The sequence below is a fragment of the Acetobacter suratthaniensis genome, from assembly GCF_017377745.1.
Lineage (GTDB): Bacteria > Pseudomonadota > Alphaproteobacteria > Acetobacterales > Acetobacteraceae > Acetobacter > Acetobacter suratthaniensis.
This window is the reverse complement of the sequence record NZ_JAFVMG010000003.1, coordinates 1-16317: the sequence shown is the minus strand read 5'-3', so window position 1 is coordinate 16317 and position 16317 is coordinate 1. Positions and strand designations below refer to the sequence as shown.

The following is a 16317-nucleotide window of genomic DNA, read 5'->3' as shown; positions in this document are numbered from 1 at the left end:
TCCACCATGGAGGCCACCCCCAAGACAAGCCGGGGGCGGCAATACGCAGAATGTTCCAAGGGAAATGAAAAGGCCGACCGGGAATAAACCCCGGTCGGCTCCGGGCTTACTGCGCGGGTGCGCCCTGTGCACCATCGAGCGTATAGGCCACGATGTAGTCACCGCTGCGCGTGCCAAGGCCGCCATGGCCACCAGCCGCGATCACCACATACTGCTTGCCACCGCTTTCATAGCTGAGCGGGGTTGCCTGTCCGCCCGCAGGCAGACGGTCGCTCCAGATGACATCGCCCGTGGAGACATCGAAAGCCCGCAGGTAGTCATCCGCTGTAGCGCCCATGAACACCACACCACCGCGCGTTACGATATTACCGCCAATGTTATACATGCCCGTGGGCAGCGGAATATTGTTGTGCGTGCGGAAAGGCCCGGTATCGCGGGTCGTACCCACAGGGTGCTGCCAGACGATCTTCTTGGTCACCAGATCGATCGCGGTCAGCGTGCCCCATACCGGCCCTTTGCAAGGGATCTGGAGCGGGTTCAGCCACGGGTTGGTATAAGCCACGTACGGCGTGCCGTAATCGGGAGAAATGGCCAGAGCATTCCCCTTGGCAGCCGGTTCGTTGCCTTCGCCCGTCCATTTGGGCAGCACGCCTTCCTGTTCAAGCTGGGTGCGATGATCAAGCTTGATACGGAACGGCAGGTAGCTGGCATTGGCAAACATCAGCTTGCGTGCCGGGTCGATGGTAATGCCCTGCCAGTCAATCACGCCATAGAATGCGGGATAGACGATGGTGGTCTTGCCCACATGCGGCGGGGTAAACTGCCCTTCATAGGCGGATTGACGGTATTCGATACGGCAGATCATCTGATCCAGCAGGGTTGCGCCCCACATATCCGTTTCTTTCAGATCCGGCGGAGACAGGCTGGGCATGCCGGTCGGATAAGGCTGCGTAGCCGAAACCCGGTCGTCAGGCGCATGTCCGGCGGTGGGTACGGGCCGTTCTGTAACCGGATAACCGGGCAGGGGCTCACCCGTGCGACGGTCGAGCACGAAAAATTCGCCACGCTTGGTGCTCTGCACCAGAGCAGGAATGTTCGCACCATCGGGGCCGGGCAGGTCAACCATGCTGGGGCCGGAGGGAATGTCCATGTCCCACAGGTCATGATGCACGGTCTGGTGCAGCCAGCGCCGCTCGCCAGAGACAATATCAAGAGCGACCGTGGCGCTGGAGGTTGCATCGTCAAACGGACGGCGCGAACCACCCCAGTTATCCGGCGGCGCGTTGCCCGTACCCAGATAGACCAGCCCCAGTTCGGGATCGGCCGTATAAACGCCCCATGCGTTGGGGGTGTCACGTGTCAGTTCATCACCGGGGCCGGGCGTCCAGGTTTCGGGGTTATGCCCCGCATCCCACACCCATGCGATCTTGCCGGTTGTCGCGTCAAACGCACGCACCGCGCCAGACGGTTCGAAATTGGCCTGATTGTCGAAAATCCACCCACCCGTGATCAGACGGTTTTTCATGACCATCGGCGGAGAGGTAATGAAGTGAAAGCCCAGCGGCACATTGCCCATGTAATCGCGCATGGAAATGAAACCGTGGTCGCCAAAATCCTCGCAGGGCTGGCCGGTCTGGGCGTTAACCGCCACAATCCGGGCATCTGCCACGGGGGAGTAGATACGCTCACGGCACGAGGTCTGGATTTCGTCGGGGATACGGTAATAAGACACCCCACGGCACGCCAGATACACGTTGGAATCGAGGTCCGCCTTGGCCGGGTGCGGGTCGTATTTCCATTTGATCCGGCCGGTCGCCGCATCCATAGCCATAACCCAGCTATGGGGCGTGCACATATACAGCGTGTCCCCTACCTTGATAGGCGTCAGTTCCAGATTGAACTCATGCCCCGCGTCAGGCCCGGCCACCACGGCTTCGCCCGCCTGCTGGGTATCGCCGGTCTCGCTCATCCATGCACGCTTGAGGTGGCTGATATTGGCCGGAGTAATCTGCGCCAGCGGGCTGTAGCGCTGCCCCTGCGCGTTGCGGCCATAATAATGCCAGTCTCCTGCGGGCATGCCGTCCTTGAGGTCGGGCATGGCGGCGGCCATGCGGTCAGCCGGCACGACTCCATTAATCGAGTAGGACGAAAAGCAGCTTGCCACGAGTGCGACACAGGCCACGGCAAGCCCGGCCAGCAGCGGCTTTTTGTCATCCAGCCAGGAAGCACCGGTGCGCCAGATACCCGGCAGCAGCAGCCAGACGCCCAGGCCCACCAGTGTCAGCAGGCGGACTTCCAGCCCCCATATATTCAGGCCGGTTTCAGCCAGCGCCCAGAGGGTCGCCACCACCAGCAGGCCAGCATAGATACGGGCCGCCAGTTGCGGCTTACGAAAACCCGCAGCCGCCGTGCCCAGAAGCACCGCGCCCACCAGAGCATAGAACCACGAACCGCCCAGAACGAGCAGTTCGGCCCCACCCAGAAATAGAAACAGCCCTGCCGCACCAAACAAAAGCGCGGTTATGATGGACCATAGTCGTGCATGACTTTGTTGCATCTCAATCATTCCCTGAAACGCTCATGACACACCCGCAGAGGCCACGCCTGCATGGCCACGCTCCGGACATGCCATGAGCCATGCGTGTTCTTTCAGTAAAGTTAGTGAATTCTTCAAATCAGGAATGGGCCGTCTCACCACAGTGTGTAGGAAACGCACCCAACTGTATCACTCTTGATACAGCCTAAGCGTCATTCCGCCACCCAGGCCCTCCCGGCATCGCATGCTGGCATGGGTGAGCATGAACAGGCCCGCCCCCCTTAAACCCCACCCATATCGTAAAAAAAATCACCATGAAAAACGCAGCACCCACCCCTTCGGGCAGAAATGAAATGCCAAAAGCAGGTATTCATCATAAACATATTGAAACATACTGTGTTCGTATCCCGAACAACCGGGCCATGTCCGGCCTATCTTCGTGTTGCCTTAACGCCTGACAATAAAATATAAAGCCTCCGCACCATGCGCCCTCATGCGGCAACTGGGCGGGCCATCAGCATTGTATCCCGTCTGTTTCGCAGGGTTTGCACCTACAAGACCCTAGCGCCGGAACACTGCCTTTCCCATGTCCATCACCCCCAACCCTGCCGCACAGCCAGAACCGATCCGGGTGCTGTTCATTAATGATACGTCGCGCAATGGCGGGCCGGGAAAGACGTTGCTGTGCCTGCTGCGCTTTCTGGACCCCGCACGGATCAACCGCACGGTACTGCTCCCGCGTGAAGATACGGTCAGCGCGGATCTCCGCAGCCATAACGCCGCGGATACCCTGATTATTGAACCTGCCCTGCTGGAAAACGTGCAGCAGCCCATAAACCGCGCCATGACGCGCGAAGATTTTTCTGCCCCCCTGCCCCTGCGCACCGGCCGTTCGGTATTCAATGTGCTGCGGGCCACGGCTGGCCTGTTCCGGCTGATTCGCCGGGTGCGCAAGGAGCGCTACCAGCTTATCTTCTGCAACGGCACCACGGCCAATCTCGTCGGGGGTGTTGTGGCAATGGCCACCGGGGTTCCGGCAATCTGGCATGTTTTCTACCCCGATGTACCTGCCCCCATTCGCGGCCTGCACCGTTTTCTGGCCAAAAGTGCGGCCGTTCGGGCTATTTTCTGCGTATCGGCCGCCGTATCAGGCCAGTTCGCCCAGTGCCGCGAAAAAACAAGCCTGACCCACGATGCCCTTGATCTGGAAGAATTCCAGCCCACAGCAAGCACCGACCGCCTGCGTCATGAACTGGGGCTCCCGCCTGAAAGCGTGATTTTTGGCGCGCATGGGCGCGTTATCCGCCGCAAGGGGTTTGTGGAACTGGTGCACGCAGCACACGCAACGCTCGAACGCCTCAGCCCTGAAGAAAGGGCTCTGTGTCACTTCGTTATTCTGGGCGACACCCCACAGGACATGGCGGAAGACCACCTGCGCACCTGTCAGGATCTGGCCCGTTCGCTTGGGCTGGAAAAGCAGGTGCATTTTCTCGGCTTCCGGGCCGATGTCATTCCCTATGTGTCGGATTTTGATGTGGTGCTGGTGCCCAGCGTCTATCCCGACCCCCTGCCCCGCGCGGTTATGGAAGCCATGGCGCTCTCCCGCCCTGTTATCGCGTTCGACATGGGCGGGATTGGCGAAATGATTACCGATGGCGAGCAAGGTAGGCTGCTCTGCGGGGCGCCGCCCGATGTCGCTGGCATGGCCGAAGCCTGCGTGGCCTATTTTCGCTCTCCCGCCCTCCGTCTGGCGCATGGTCAGGCCGGGCGTGCGCGTGTAGAGCGTGAGTTCGAGGCCCGCACCCATGCCCAAAGCATGCAAGCAGCCATGCTCCGCTTTGCCCGGCCCGCACCGTGAACCACCAGCCCAACCCCGCCAGAGTGCTGCCAGAGCGGCCAACACCCGCCTGTGGCCCCGCGCCGGAAAACGGGCGGCCCATAGCTGCGCACAAACAGGCGGGCCACTGAGCATGCTGCGGGTTCAGGACATACAAAAAACCGTCAACGGCAAGCATATCATCAAGAACATCAGCCTGCATGTCGGGGTTGGTGAAATCGTGGGCCTGCTCGGCCCTAACGGTGCAGGCAAATCCACCACGTTCCGTCTGCTGACAGGCATCCTGCAACCGGATATGGGCACGGTCACGCTCAATGGCGTTGATGTCACCCGCATGCCTTTCCATCTGCGGGCGCAATATGGGCTGGCCTATCTACCACAGACCTCTTTTCTGCCCCGCACACTGTCCGTGCAGAACACCATCGACCTTGTGCTGGAAACCCGCCTGTCTTCACGCAAGGAACGCGCGGCACGGCGCGATGCGCTGCTGGAGGAGTTCAGCCTCGAAACCGTGCGCCACCGCCGCACGGCACAGCTCTCAGGCGGGCAAAGACGCCGGTGCGAAATTGCCGTCTGCATGGCGTGTGATCCTGTCATCGCCCTGTTTGACGAGCCCTTTGCCGGGGTAGACCCGCTCAATACCGGCACGGTAACCGGCCTTTTGCGGCATCTGGCAGACAAGGGCCTGTCCGTACTCATTACCGACCACAGCGCCATGGACATCCTGCGGCTGGTGGATCGTGCCTATGTTGTTGAATCCGGTCGTGTTCTGGCCGAAGGCGACCCGGCCACACTCTCGCATGACCCGGATGTGCGCCGTGTCTATCTGGGCGAGGGAAACACCCTGTGACACACGCCGCCTCCCTTATGCTCCGCTTCCGAAACTGGCTCAAAACCCTGTATGTGCGCCAGTTCCTGCGCATGGTGCTGTTACAGGCGGCTATGGCTATGGGCGTGATCGAAGCCATTTTTCTGGCCGAGCGCGTCCCCATGATTTTTCGTGATGTCATTCACAACCATGTCTCCGTGCTGGATACAGGGTTGATATTCCTGCTCAGCGCACCGCAAATTCTCGACCTCGCCCTGCCTCTGGTGCTGACGGTCGCGGTGTACCGTACTGTGCTGACCATGCGCGAAAACCGCGAATTGCTGGTGCTGTGCGCCAGTGGCCAGAGCCCGTTCGCCTGCATGCGCCCGCTTGGGCTTGTCACTGTGGCGGCGCTGACCTTCTCCATCGCCTCATCGGGTTTAATCAACCCTCTGGCGCTGTACAGCCAACGACTTGTGCTGTTCAATGCGACCTATCACTACCTCATTAACCCATCGCCCCAGAGCCAGCTTTTTCTTTCGCAAAAACGCATGCTCTACATTCCAAGTCGCATAGCCGCCGACCGCGCCCAGAAAACCCCCACAGGGCATGAAGAGCTGTTCATTCATGAACCCGTGGACAAGACGCATTTCCGCATTATTCAGGCCGAAGGGCTGCACGCTACGGGCTTCCCGCCCGAGAAGCTGCTGGCCGTCAACCTGAACCAGATGCTTTCGCGGATTTTCACCATTACCGACAAACCCGAATCAGAAACGGCCTGCTGCACCGATACGCAGGACAACGTTTCAGCAGATAAGGTGTACAAGGCGCTGGGACTGGATGACATCCTGCCTTTTGCACCACGCTCTGCCGATGGTGCCGAACTGACCCTGCCTGAGCTGTATTTCCCCAGTATCAAAAAAATCGAACGCACTACCGCCACCCGCCTTGCAATGGAGCGCCTAGCCCGTGCGCTGCTCTGCCTGCTGGCCCCTCTTGTGGCACTCGTTGCCCTGAGCCAGACAACCCAGCGCAACAACGCCCTGCCGCTGCCCGCCGGGTGCCTGCTGCTGATGAGCTGCAACATCGTTACCCAGTGGCTTATGGGGTTTGTCATTCCGCACGGAGTATGGGTATCCACCGCAACCCTGCTGGCCTGCACCGCCGTAATCAGCGGGCTGCTGCTGCTGGTGCTCCGCGCGACCAGCAGCCGTCTGCTGCTGCCTCAGCTTTTCCGGGCGTGACCGCATGACCACCTCCTCCACCTCTGACACGCAGCGCAAGCGCTTTCATCTGGCCCCCTTCGGCCTGTACACCCGCTTTGTCCTTGTTGCGTATCTGCGCAACTTCGCCATCATCGCCAGTGTGCTGCTGTCCGTCGCACTGACCATAGATTTATGGCCCCAGATGGATGCGGTCATGGAAGCCGGGGGGCATGGCGCCGCGCGAAACCTGCTGGTTTTCTGCCTGCTGCGCGCACCGGGGCTAATGGCGCCACTCATGCCCTTTACGACCTTTCTGGCCGTATGGCTGACGGAAATGGCTCATACCCGCTCGGGCGAGCGCCTGTTTGTAGCCAATGCCGGGCGTTCACCCCTCAAAAGCCTTTGCCCTGTCATACTGCTGGGACTGTTGGCCGGCCCGGCAACGTTCGTCATGGATGGCTGTCTGGGGCCTGCGGCCATCAATGAACAGATGCGCGAGCACATAGGCCGCGATGCCCAGCGCCTCGACCGTAGCCAGACCAGCAGCACAATCTGGATTGAAAGCCGCAAAGGGCTGATTTCCACCCGCATCGCCTACGGCCCACCCGCGACGCTGCACGATCTGAGCTTCTATCGCTTCGATAACAATTTCCAGCTTGTGGAAATTGATATGGCTCCAATCGCGCAGTACGACAGGGCCACGGGCCTGTGGCATCTGATGAAACCAAGCACATGGTCGGGCGATGCCTTTTCCCCCACACTGGTCACCCCCCTGCCCGATGCAGAGATATCGCGTGATCTCGGCATTTTTCCACCATGGCTGAGTGCGTATGGGATTGAGGTGCAGTATCTGCCCATTCGCACGCTCCGCACCCTCTCCCGTCATGGTGGCGAGGGCTATGATGCCGCCCCGTACAAAACGCGGCTGGCCACACTGTATGCGGCTTTCCTGCTCCCGGGTGCTATGGCGCTCATGGCTTATGTGTTGAGCGCCACCCTTATCCCCTACACAGTAACCGCCAACAGGGCAGCCAGAGTTCTGGCATGGGGATATGGCGCACACGCCACAACACGGGTTTGCGTGCTACTGGGCCAGACCGGGGTTATCCCCGCATGGCTGGCTGGCGGCTTCGTGCCCTGCGCGGCACTGGCAATCACGGCCTATACGTTATGGAAAACAGAACGCGCGGCATAAACGACCATGCGCCAGAGCTAGCGCCTGCTCTCCACCAATGTCTGGTAGAGCGCGAACAGCCTGTCAAAATGCCGGTCTATGTCCCCTACCTGCAACCCGGCCTCATAGGCTGCGGCTGACAGGGGCGGACGCTCACGCGCAGCAAAGCGGACAATGGCCCGAGCGGCATCCTGTGCATCACCCGGTTTGTAGGTTTCGGCATAGGCCGGACGGGCAAGATCACCCGCACCGCCAGCCGCGGGCACAATCAGCGGCGTGCCGGAACACAGGGCTTCCGCCACCACAAACCCGAAAGTTTCCGCCGTGGAACCATGGAACAGCGCATCCGCGCTCGCCATCATCCGGGCGAGTTTGATGCGATCTGTTTCCGCTCCGGCAATATGAACATGCGGCAGGTCTGCCGCCAGCTTGCGCACCTTGGCATGCTGCAGGCCATCACCGATGACATACAGGCCAACCGGCTGCCCTTTAGGCACCATGCTGATCGCACGCATCAGCATAGGCACGCGTTTTTCCGGGTGATGCCGTCCGACCGTTACCAGCAGGGTGGCGCTACGCTCCAGCCCACAGGCCGCCAACATGGAGGCACGCAAGGTTTCATCGCGCAGGTCAGGACTGAACTCGCCGCCCCGAATACCGAAAGGCACAACCTCGATCCGCTCCAACCCCTGTCGGGCAAAACGATCCGCCAGCCACTGGCCCGCCACCACACAGCAATCATAAGCCGAATCAAGACGGCGCAGATAACGCCAGAACCAGCCAAAAAAACCATCAATGGTTTTTTCAGACAAAAAACCGCCCAGAAGGGTTTGGGGATACACCGCAACCGGGTCAGCATGCATGAACAGCGCCCGAGGAGCCTTACCCTTCCATTGCCCGGCAAGCCAACCGCCACGCCACGGAGAAGATCCCTCCACCATGTCGGGGTTTTCCTGATCCAGCACACGCCAGACCGGCTCGGCTTTCCAGAACATGCGGTAACGGGGGTCGGCTGGCATGGCCGGGCTTTTTACCCAGACAATACGCCCACCGGGGCGAGGCTCCACCCGATCTTCCGGGCCGGGAGCGATAACAACCAACGTATGGCCAAGTCTATCCGCTGCACGGAACTTGGCCTCTACATAGGTTTTTACCCCCCCACCCTGAGGAGCGTAAAACTCTGAAACATCAGCAATCTTCACGCCGCTGGCCCGTTGATCAGCCTACGATAACGATTGAGCAGCATTTCCATGGGAACAGACCATGAAAAGCTTAGGCTGCGCTCGCGGGCTGCAATACCCATACGGTGCCGCAGGTCGGGGTCTTCCAGCAGGCAACGGACATAACCGGTAAAACTATCCGCATTGCGGGGCGTCGCCAGAAAGCCGGTTTCGCCATCCACCACCAGAGACTGGCTGCCCGGAGCACTCGCACACACACAGGGCAGGCCAGAGGCCATCGCTTCCAGCGTGACGTTACCGAAGGTTTCCGTGTCACTCGGAAAGACAAAAATGTCGCCCGAAGCATAAGCCCGCGCCAGTTCCTCGCCCTGCAAGGTGCCGGTAAAGATCGTATCCGGGCAGGTTTCTTCCAGCATCTGCCGCTCGGGGCCATCGCCCACCACCAGACTGCGGAAAGGAATACCCTGCGCCTTCAGGCGGGTAAAAACCCCCGCCAGCGTTGCAAGCTGCTTTTCCCGCACAAGACGCGAGACGAACAGCACAACCACTTCGTTGGGGGCAATTCCTAGCGACTCCCGCCATGCCATTGAACGCTGGGCGGGGTTGAACAGATCCGCATCAACGCCGCGCTGCCACAGAATAAAGTTATCGTGCAGCCCGTCCTGTCGCAGTTCATCAATCATGGACTGCGTGGGAACGTACACTTCCTTACAGGTGGCGTAATACGAACTGAGATAGTTCTTCAGCAGGCGGGTAAAAAGATTGGCCACACCATAATATTCGAGATATTTCTCGTAACAGGTATGGTACGAGGCCACGAGCGGCACACCCAGCTTGCGGGCCATCCGCAGGGTGGAATAGCCCAGCCAGTCCGGTGCCAGTGCCACATGAATGAGATCAGGCTTGAAAGCCTCGATTTCGGCCTGCGGCAACCCGAAAGCCAGCCGATAATCAGAACGGCCAGGCAACGGAATGGATGGCACAGGCACAATCTGCCCGTAATGCTTGAAAGCCTGCCGTTTTTTATTAACCGGCGTGAAGACGCGAACCTCCACTCCTGCTTTGTCCAAATGCTCCACCAGACGGTTTAACGTCAGGGCAACACCATCTCGGATGTAATTGTAGGAACTGGCGACAATAGCCACGCGCATCCGCCGTCCATTCGGCAGAAGGCCGGGCTCACCAGACAGGGTAAACGCCTTCGACGTTTTGGACGCCTTCAAGATACCACTTCTACCCTCGACATCCTCATTATACGATGCGACCTGCATATTAACGTCTGCTCAAGCTCCCTACAAAAATTAACGGTTTAGGTTCGCCGCTTTTGACACAAAACGGCACCCTGAGGAATATAAAATTATCTTTGGCCCCGTTTATGAACCAATAATTTAGTACCCTGACAATTCCTCCGAAAACCATTCTACCGCGCACCACTTATACGGCATTGATGCTGCACAGTATGCCCAAATATAGCAGCTTTAACCTGTCAAATTTTATTACAGTCTTTTCCAGCCCTTATTCATCGTTGACAGAGAACCTTATATTCAGGAGAAAACACCATGCTCCTGAACAACCCTACCGCGACCAGAATTTTCCAGGTCATCAAGCAGATATTTCTCTATGTCTTCCCGCTTATATTCATTGCACTGATTGCGGTAAAACTTAAGAAAATCGGCTGGCACGCGCTTATTCACGCCCTGCCCACCAACCCGCTTTTTTACGCGCTCCAGATCCCTGCTTTTTTTCTTCTGCCCATCACAGAAAAAATGATCTTCAGGACTCTACTGGGGACAAAAAATTCAATTCCTCTGGTTATCCTGTTCAGAAAGCGTGTTCTGAATACCAATGTTCTGGAGTATTCAGGCGAAACATACCTGTTCAACTGGATGACAAAAAACCGCTCTGTCACCCGCGCCCAGCTCTTTCATGCGGTCAAGGACTCTGCCCTGCTCTCCGGTGTCGCAGGTTTTGTGGTTTTTCTGGCGGTGGCACTCTATCTGCTACTATCATCCCCGGCCATCAGCGGGATTATTGCCCAGAACATGAAAGCGGCGACCATTCTGGTCATCCTGCTTCCTGTTATTCCTGCTCTTTTCTTTCTCAATTCCGGCAAAAAAGAAGGCAGCTTTTCAAAGCAGCAACTCGCGGGGGTTTTCTTTATTCATCTATTCAGGTCGGCTGGTGCACTCACACTGGATATGCTGATCATTTTTTACGCCTCATCGCTGTATTCATTTTATCTGTCTTTTGAAATCGTAGCTTTACGTCTTTTCATTACACGCATTCCGTTCCTTCCCTCCAAAGATCTTGTTTTTATCTGGCTGGGCATTAGTGCAGCAAAGGTTCTGAACGTGCCCCAAGCTGGGCTCGCAACAGTGCTCATGATCATGACCAGCCTGCAGCAGATATTGGATTATCTTCTGATCGGACTACCCTGGCTGGCCGAATATATCAGCCAGAAACATCTGGGAAAAAAGAAACCCAGAGAATAGCCACCAACCATACTATTACGATCGTGGGCTTAGTATTTTAAAAAAGCCCCCTCACCGATAGATTTATCATTTCATATCAATCAGTTATTTGCTATCCGCGGGATTATAGGCTGTTGTAATGAACTGTTTTTGGCACGTGCATGACCCCGTACTGAAATAAATGCCCCCAACCCTCATCAAGCGTAAAGCTTATACATTGCTTCCGCCCTCGTGCCGGACATACCTGCTTCTGAATAGCCTTCCCCACAGCAGACGTGCTTCAATTAGTCTGAAAAAAAACAAGTTTGACTTGAAAACCCTTAGAGAACTTTATTTTTATGCTTTGAGAAGAATAGTCCCTATAGCCTGTCGGGACGCGAGACGCTCATAAGCTTTCTCAAATTCCTCCAGTGTCCATGTGCTATCGATAACTGGACGAACAGCACCCTTCTCAACAAAAGACCGGACAGCACTAAACGCATTGGACACGGCCTCGTCCGTTTCCAACCATGCATCGTATCCGAGAAGGCGTTTTTCATGAACGACGATTTCAGCCAGATCCAGGCAGGATTCAGCGCCGCCAGCAAACCCGATGGACACAATTGCACCCCGTTCACGCACCGATTTTATCAGGTCTCTGAGCAAAGAGCCTCCTACTGGATCAAATGCGAGGTCGGCTCCCTGACCAGCCGTAAGGGAAGACACAACATCCGACAGAATCTCAGTTGAGAGGTCTACAACCGCCGCCGCTCCACTCTTACGGGCAGCTTCTGCCTTCAGGGGACTGGAGACGACAGCAATGGGCTTCGCTCCCAGAGCGCGCGAAAGCTGGATCAAGGCGTGACCGACTGCCCCGGCCGCTCCTGAAATCAGAACCGTCTGCCCCGCTTCAATGCGTCCGACGCGGGTTAAGGCCTGATACGCAGTCACATAATTGATAGGGAGCGCGGCACCTTCGTCCAAACTGATCGTGTCAGGCAATGCGAAAACATGGCTATTTCTGACGGACACATATTCCTGTTGCAAACCGTCTTCCGTAATCCCTAATTGGCCACCGCCGTAAATTGCAACACGTGTTCCAGATTGAAAGAGGTCACTATCCTCTACCGTACCTGCGCCATCATTACTCAGAACGAGAGGCGTTTTGGCTTTATCGAAAAGACCTCGACGAATTTGCCCAGAAAGTTAATTGACGGTCGCGGCATGGATTTTGATCAAAGCATAACCTGACCGAGGCAAAGGCTTAGGGCGTTCCTCAATAACCATTGAAGGAGTTGCCCCAAAAGACGTACAAACCAAAGACTTCATGATGTTTCACTCATGCAAAAAACATTTGATGGTGACAGGCAGACGTCCGTGATTGTTTTCGTAATTTTTGATTTGTATTCTCTTAGTCGCGCATTTTCTCTCAGAGAATGATACTCACACAATCACTCTACTTTTCTGTGGGTCGCCAGATAGAAAGCGCTCATCCAGAAATTGGCTCTCAGCCCGAAATGATCGACTATCGCGCCCCCAAGACTTGAACCGACTGCAATGGCAACCTGTGCGGTAAAAGTGAACATGGCAGCGGCAGCTTCGGAATGTTCGGTCTCGATACTACGGTGCCAGGTATTCAGGCACAGTGGCAAAGCCCCCCAGGCAATTGCCCAGAGAAGAATGAGCACCGTTTCAAATTTTGGAAAAATCAGCAGCACAGGCAGGAGCAGAAAAGGTATTGCCAGCGATACTTTCGAAGCAAAAAGCGTTGCTTTGAGGTTATTTTCCAGAAAGCGGCTGGCCACGAGGTTAGAAGCAAACCCAATAGCGCCATAAGCCAACAACAAGACCGTCACAGCCGCTGAAGGAATACCTGCTTCATGGATGAGAGGGGTCAGGTAAGTATAAGCGGCAAAATGTGCCGCAAAAACGGCAGTAATCATAACGATACTTTTCCGTGCTTCGGGCAGCCGGACAAATGCTTTGAAGTCAGTGAGCCGGACATGGCTTTCAGCAGGAACAGCCGGAAGCATTCTCCACTGCATGAGTAAAGCGGCAATGGCTATGATTGCCGCAGCCACGAATGCTCCGCGCCAGGATGAATACTCGGCTACAAGAGATCCCATTGGAACCCCAAGAATCATGGCTGCCGTGACCCCCGCAAAAACAGCCGCGGCTGCCTTATGCGCTTTTTGCTTGGCAACTAGTTCTACTGCGACAGAGAGGCCCATGGCCCAGAATGCGCCAAGACTGATACCGACCAGTGCCCGACTGAGCAACATCACTGCAAATGTCGGTGCCATGGTGGCAATCAGGCAACCTGCGAGCAGAATAAGGGAGAGCCATAAAATAATCCTGCGACGATCTGTACGTCCGGCAAATAGCATGACTCCAGGGGCAGAAAGTGCTGCCATCATTCCAGGGACTGTCATGGTAAGCCCGGCCGCTCCAGAGCTTACAGAAAATGTTCTGGAAATATCAGGCAGGATACCTACAGGAAGAAATTCTGTAGTGACTGACGCAAAGGATCCAAACGCCAGAGACAGGACAGCCAGTCTCTGACGATCAGGAGAAAGCTCCCGAGAAATCAAATGCTGCATGATGAAAGCATTTTTTCTGAAATTTCAGGTTGGCAAAATACATTCCGAGGTTCCGCACTAAACATGCAAACAAAAAGGAAGTGAGTATTTACTGAACATGAAATAACTATATTCATTTATGGCACCCATTTCCATATGAACTCAGATAGGGCCACTCCACACGACGTGGATACAGCCTTGGCCTTTTTTAGAGATTTTTCCGTCTGTAAGACCGAAAGCTTTGCATGACTATAGAGTTTTTCATCAAAATGTTTGTGAATAAATTTCAGTAATGATTGTCTATCAATTTCATCCTCCTCATGAAATACTCTATTGTATGAAGTGGTTCGAAAAATCTCGGATTTTTTACGAAAGAAGAAAGATAATCGCCCTTACAACTGGCGTGATGGCGAGCTGTCTGATCGGTGCCGAGATAGACCGCTTGCACTTACCTGACAGGAGGTCTTCCATGGCGGATCAGAATTCCCAAACTTTGAGACTTATTTTCCCTCAGTGGCAGGGCGGCGATAATCCCCCTTATTATCTTGGATCAAAACTTCTGGCCTGGCTGGCTCCTCCTTCTGCGGGTCCTGTTGAGGAAGTTCCGGTGGACGCTCCGACTGACGTCCATCTGCCAGTCGAGAATGAAATGCGTGGACGCAGTGTTCTGCTGAAACAGATACAGAATGCTCGGAAAATCATTGAACGCCATCAACCGAAGTCACTGGCAGTTCTGGGCGGAGACTGCCTTGTCTCACTCGCGCCTTTTTCGTGGCTTTCAGAGCGTTATGGCGACAGGCTGGGCGTGCTCTGGATTGATACCCATCCAGATGTTCAAACCCCAAAGCAGTATACAAACGCACATGCACACGTTTTAGGGGCTATGTTAGGCCATGGAGACCCCGACCTGACGAAAGCCGTAACAAAGCCGGTTCCCGCCAAGAATGTGATGATTGCGGGCATCCATGATCCACTTCCGTTCGAAGCCCAGTTTATTGCGGATCATGGATTGCGGACATGTTCACCTCAGCAGGTGCGTGATGGCGCACAGCCGGTCATGGAATGGCTGAAAGACAGTCAGATCGAAGTACTTGCCATTCATCTGGATCTGGATGTGCTGGATCCGCACAACTTCCGTTCTCTACTGTTTGCAAAACCGGGCCGTGGCAAGCATGATTTTGGAGATGTTGCCGAAGGCAAGCTCAACATTCCTGATGTTCTCAAACTGATTCAGGAAGTAGCGACCGAAAAAGAAGTGGTCGGCATGACAATTGCCGAGCACATGCCCTGGGATGCGCTAAACCTGCAGGAAATGCTCAAACAGCTTCCTCTTATCGGCAGTTAAACCTTCGCGCCAGAAAGCCTGTCTTTTCTAAGACAGGCTTTCTCATTTTACTTTCATTTCCTCAACGAACAGCGACAGAGGCATCGAATGGCGATGGTGTCGGGGGTAGAAAAGATGAAACCCCAGATGCGTCGGACAGAAGGCGTCCAGAACTGATATCAGTTCGCCATTCTGAATGTGTTCTTCTACAACAATTTTAGGAATATAGGCGAGGCCAATGCCATCCAGGCAGGCATCCCGTGCACCGAACACATTATTGCAGATAAATTGGCCGACAGGCTGAAGCTTCAGCTCCTTTCCCTTCTGTCTGAAGCGCCATGGATAAATCTTTCCATGGGTTGGCAGGCGAACGCCGATACAGTTGTGTTCTTGCAGGCGGGCCGGGATTTTGGGGATAACATGATTTTTGAAATAGGTTGGAGACCCAACAACCGCAAATTGGATGTCAGGCGATACAGGCACTGAAATCATACCCTGTGTCACCAGTTCTCCAAGGCGCACGCCTGCGTCGAAACCTTCATCTACAATATCAATCAGGCGCAAATCCGTTGAGATCTCCAAGGAGATTTCCGGATAGTTCTTTAGAAAATCTGCAATGCGGGGCCGAAGAAAGAAGCCCAGAGATTCATCTGTTACGGTAATCCGGAGGTTGCCTCTGGGACATTTACGGAACTCATCAAGACTAGCCATCCGGTTCTCGATTTCATCGAAAAGCGGCTGAATATTTTGCAGCAGATAGTCTCCCGCAGGCGTGGGAACGACACGACGTGTTGTTCTCGTCAGAAGGGTGACACCCAGTCGTTCTTCCAGAAGGCGCATGGTATGGCTTATTGCGGATGGCGTGACGCCTCTGCGGGCCGCCGCCTTTGTAAAGCTCCGTTCCTGAGCAACTGCCAAAAAAGAAAGCAGTTCACTAAAATTTTCTCGTGACACTTGCTAACCAGAACCTTGTTTTATCTCTGGAAACCTTAACACCAAATGCCTTTTGGAAGCATGGTTTATCCTGTCATGAATGACCCGCGACAATCGCCCCACCAGCGGATAGAGCGCCGGTGTCGTGAACATGGTCTGGGCCTGACTGACTTCCTCGCCACTGCCGCCCCTGCTCCATCCGCAGATGGCGGAGTTCTACCACCGGCAGCTCGCTCGCCTGCACGACATGCTGCAGACGCACGCACAGCGCAGCCGAAAACATACAGACA

At 55.7% G+C, this 16317-nt stretch carries 13 protein-coding genes; 6 read left to right on the top strand and 7 right to left on the bottom strand.

Annotation, left to right across the window (positions count from 1 at the left end):
- Positions 1–106 precede the first annotated feature (106 nt).
- A complete protein-coding gene (locus tag J2D75_RS04820; protein ID WP_207853410.1) occupies positions 107–2557 on the bottom strand; it encodes a membrane-bound PQQ-dependent dehydrogenase, glucose/quinate/shikimate family in 2451 nt (816 codons plus the stop codon).
- A 565-nt stretch (positions 2558–3122) separates the two neighbouring features.
- Between J2D75_RS04820 and J2D75_RS04815 the strand changes: the two genes are divergently transcribed.
- Genes J2D75_RS04815 through J2D75_RS04800 form a run of 4 tightly spaced genes read left to right on the top strand, consistent with a single transcriptional unit; the run spans position 3123 to position 7581 of the window.
- Positions 3123–4394, top strand: a complete 1272-nt coding sequence (locus J2D75_RS04815) for a glycosyltransferase (RefSeq protein ID WP_207853408.1) — start codon at positions 3123–3125, stop codon at positions 4392–4394.
- Positions 4342–5223, top strand: a complete 882-nt coding sequence (lptB, locus tag J2D75_RS04810; RefSeq protein WP_243428509.1) for an LPS export ABC transporter ATP-binding protein — start codon at positions 4342–4344, stop codon at positions 5221–5223. The genes J2D75_RS04815 and lptB overlap by 53 nt, the downstream gene beginning before the upstream one ends.
- Positions 5220–6425: an LptF/LptG family permease gene (locus tag J2D75_RS04805; RefSeq protein ID WP_207853406.1), complete on the top strand. Its 1206-nt coding sequence runs from the start codon at positions 5220–5222 to the stop codon at positions 6423–6425. Before lptB ends, J2D75_RS04805 begins: the two co-directional genes overlap by 4 nt.
- 4 nt (positions 6426–6429) lie before the next feature.
- Positions 6430–7581, top strand: a complete 1152-nt coding sequence (locus J2D75_RS04800) for an LptF/LptG family permease (RefSeq protein WP_207853404.1) — start codon at positions 6430–6432, stop codon at positions 7579–7581.
- Positions 7582–7598: 17 nt separating this feature from the next.
- Here J2D75_RS04800 and J2D75_RS14630 read toward each other — a convergent pair whose 3' ends face one another.
- Together J2D75_RS14630 and J2D75_RS04790 are read right to left on the bottom strand one after the other, a co-directional pair.
- On the bottom strand, positions 7599–8762 hold the full coding sequence (locus J2D75_RS14630) for a glycosyltransferase (RefSeq protein ID WP_207853402.1): 1164 nt from the start codon (positions 8760–8762) through the stop codon (positions 7599–7601).
- On the bottom strand, positions 8759–9964 hold the full coding sequence (locus J2D75_RS04790; RefSeq protein ID WP_243428508.1) for a glycosyltransferase family 4 protein: 1206 nt from the start codon (positions 9962–9964) through the stop codon (positions 8759–8761). The genes J2D75_RS14630 and J2D75_RS04790 overlap by 4 nt, the downstream gene beginning before the upstream one ends.
- 336 nt (positions 9965–10300) lie before the next feature.
- Here J2D75_RS04790 and J2D75_RS04785 point away from each other — a divergent pair, with 336 nt between their 5' ends.
- On the top strand, positions 10301–11233 hold the full coding sequence (locus tag J2D75_RS04785; RefSeq protein ID WP_207853400.1) for a hypothetical protein: 933 nt from the start codon (positions 10301–10303) through the stop codon (positions 11231–11233).
- A gap of 315 nt (positions 11234–11548) precedes the next feature.
- On the opposite strand, the gene J2D75_RS04780 is transcribed toward J2D75_RS04785, so the two are convergent.
- Positions 11549–12238: a quinone oxidoreductase family protein gene (locus tag J2D75_RS04780; RefSeq protein WP_207853398.1), complete on the bottom strand. Its 690-nt coding sequence runs from the start codon at positions 12236–12238 to the stop codon at positions 11549–11551.
- A gap of 404 nt (positions 12239–12642) precedes the next feature.
- Entirely contained in the window at positions 12643–13791 is a 1149-nt protein-coding gene (locus J2D75_RS04775) for an MFS transporter (protein ID WP_207853396.1), read from the bottom strand.
- A gap of 271 nt (positions 13792–14062) precedes the next feature.
- Here J2D75_RS04775 and J2D75_RS04770 point away from each other — a divergent pair, with 271 nt between their 5' ends.
- Positions 14063–15115 carry an arginase family protein gene (locus tag J2D75_RS04770; protein WP_243428507.1) on the top strand — a complete coding sequence of 351 codons (1053 nt, stop codon included), beginning with the start codon at positions 14063–14065 and terminating at the stop codon, positions 15113–15115.
- 42 nt (positions 15116–15157) lie between these two features.
- On the opposite strand, the gene J2D75_RS04765 is transcribed toward J2D75_RS04770, so the two are convergent.
- Positions 15158–16048 (bottom strand): LysR substrate-binding domain-containing protein, encoded by an 891-nt coding sequence (locus J2D75_RS04765; protein ID WP_207853394.1) that lies wholly within the window; start codon positions 16046–16048, stop codon positions 15158–15160.
- Between the two features lie 73 nt (positions 16049–16121).
- On the bottom strand, positions 16122–16317 hold a 196-nt coding region (locus J2D75_RS04760), incomplete at its 5' end, for a hypothetical protein (protein ID WP_207853392.1).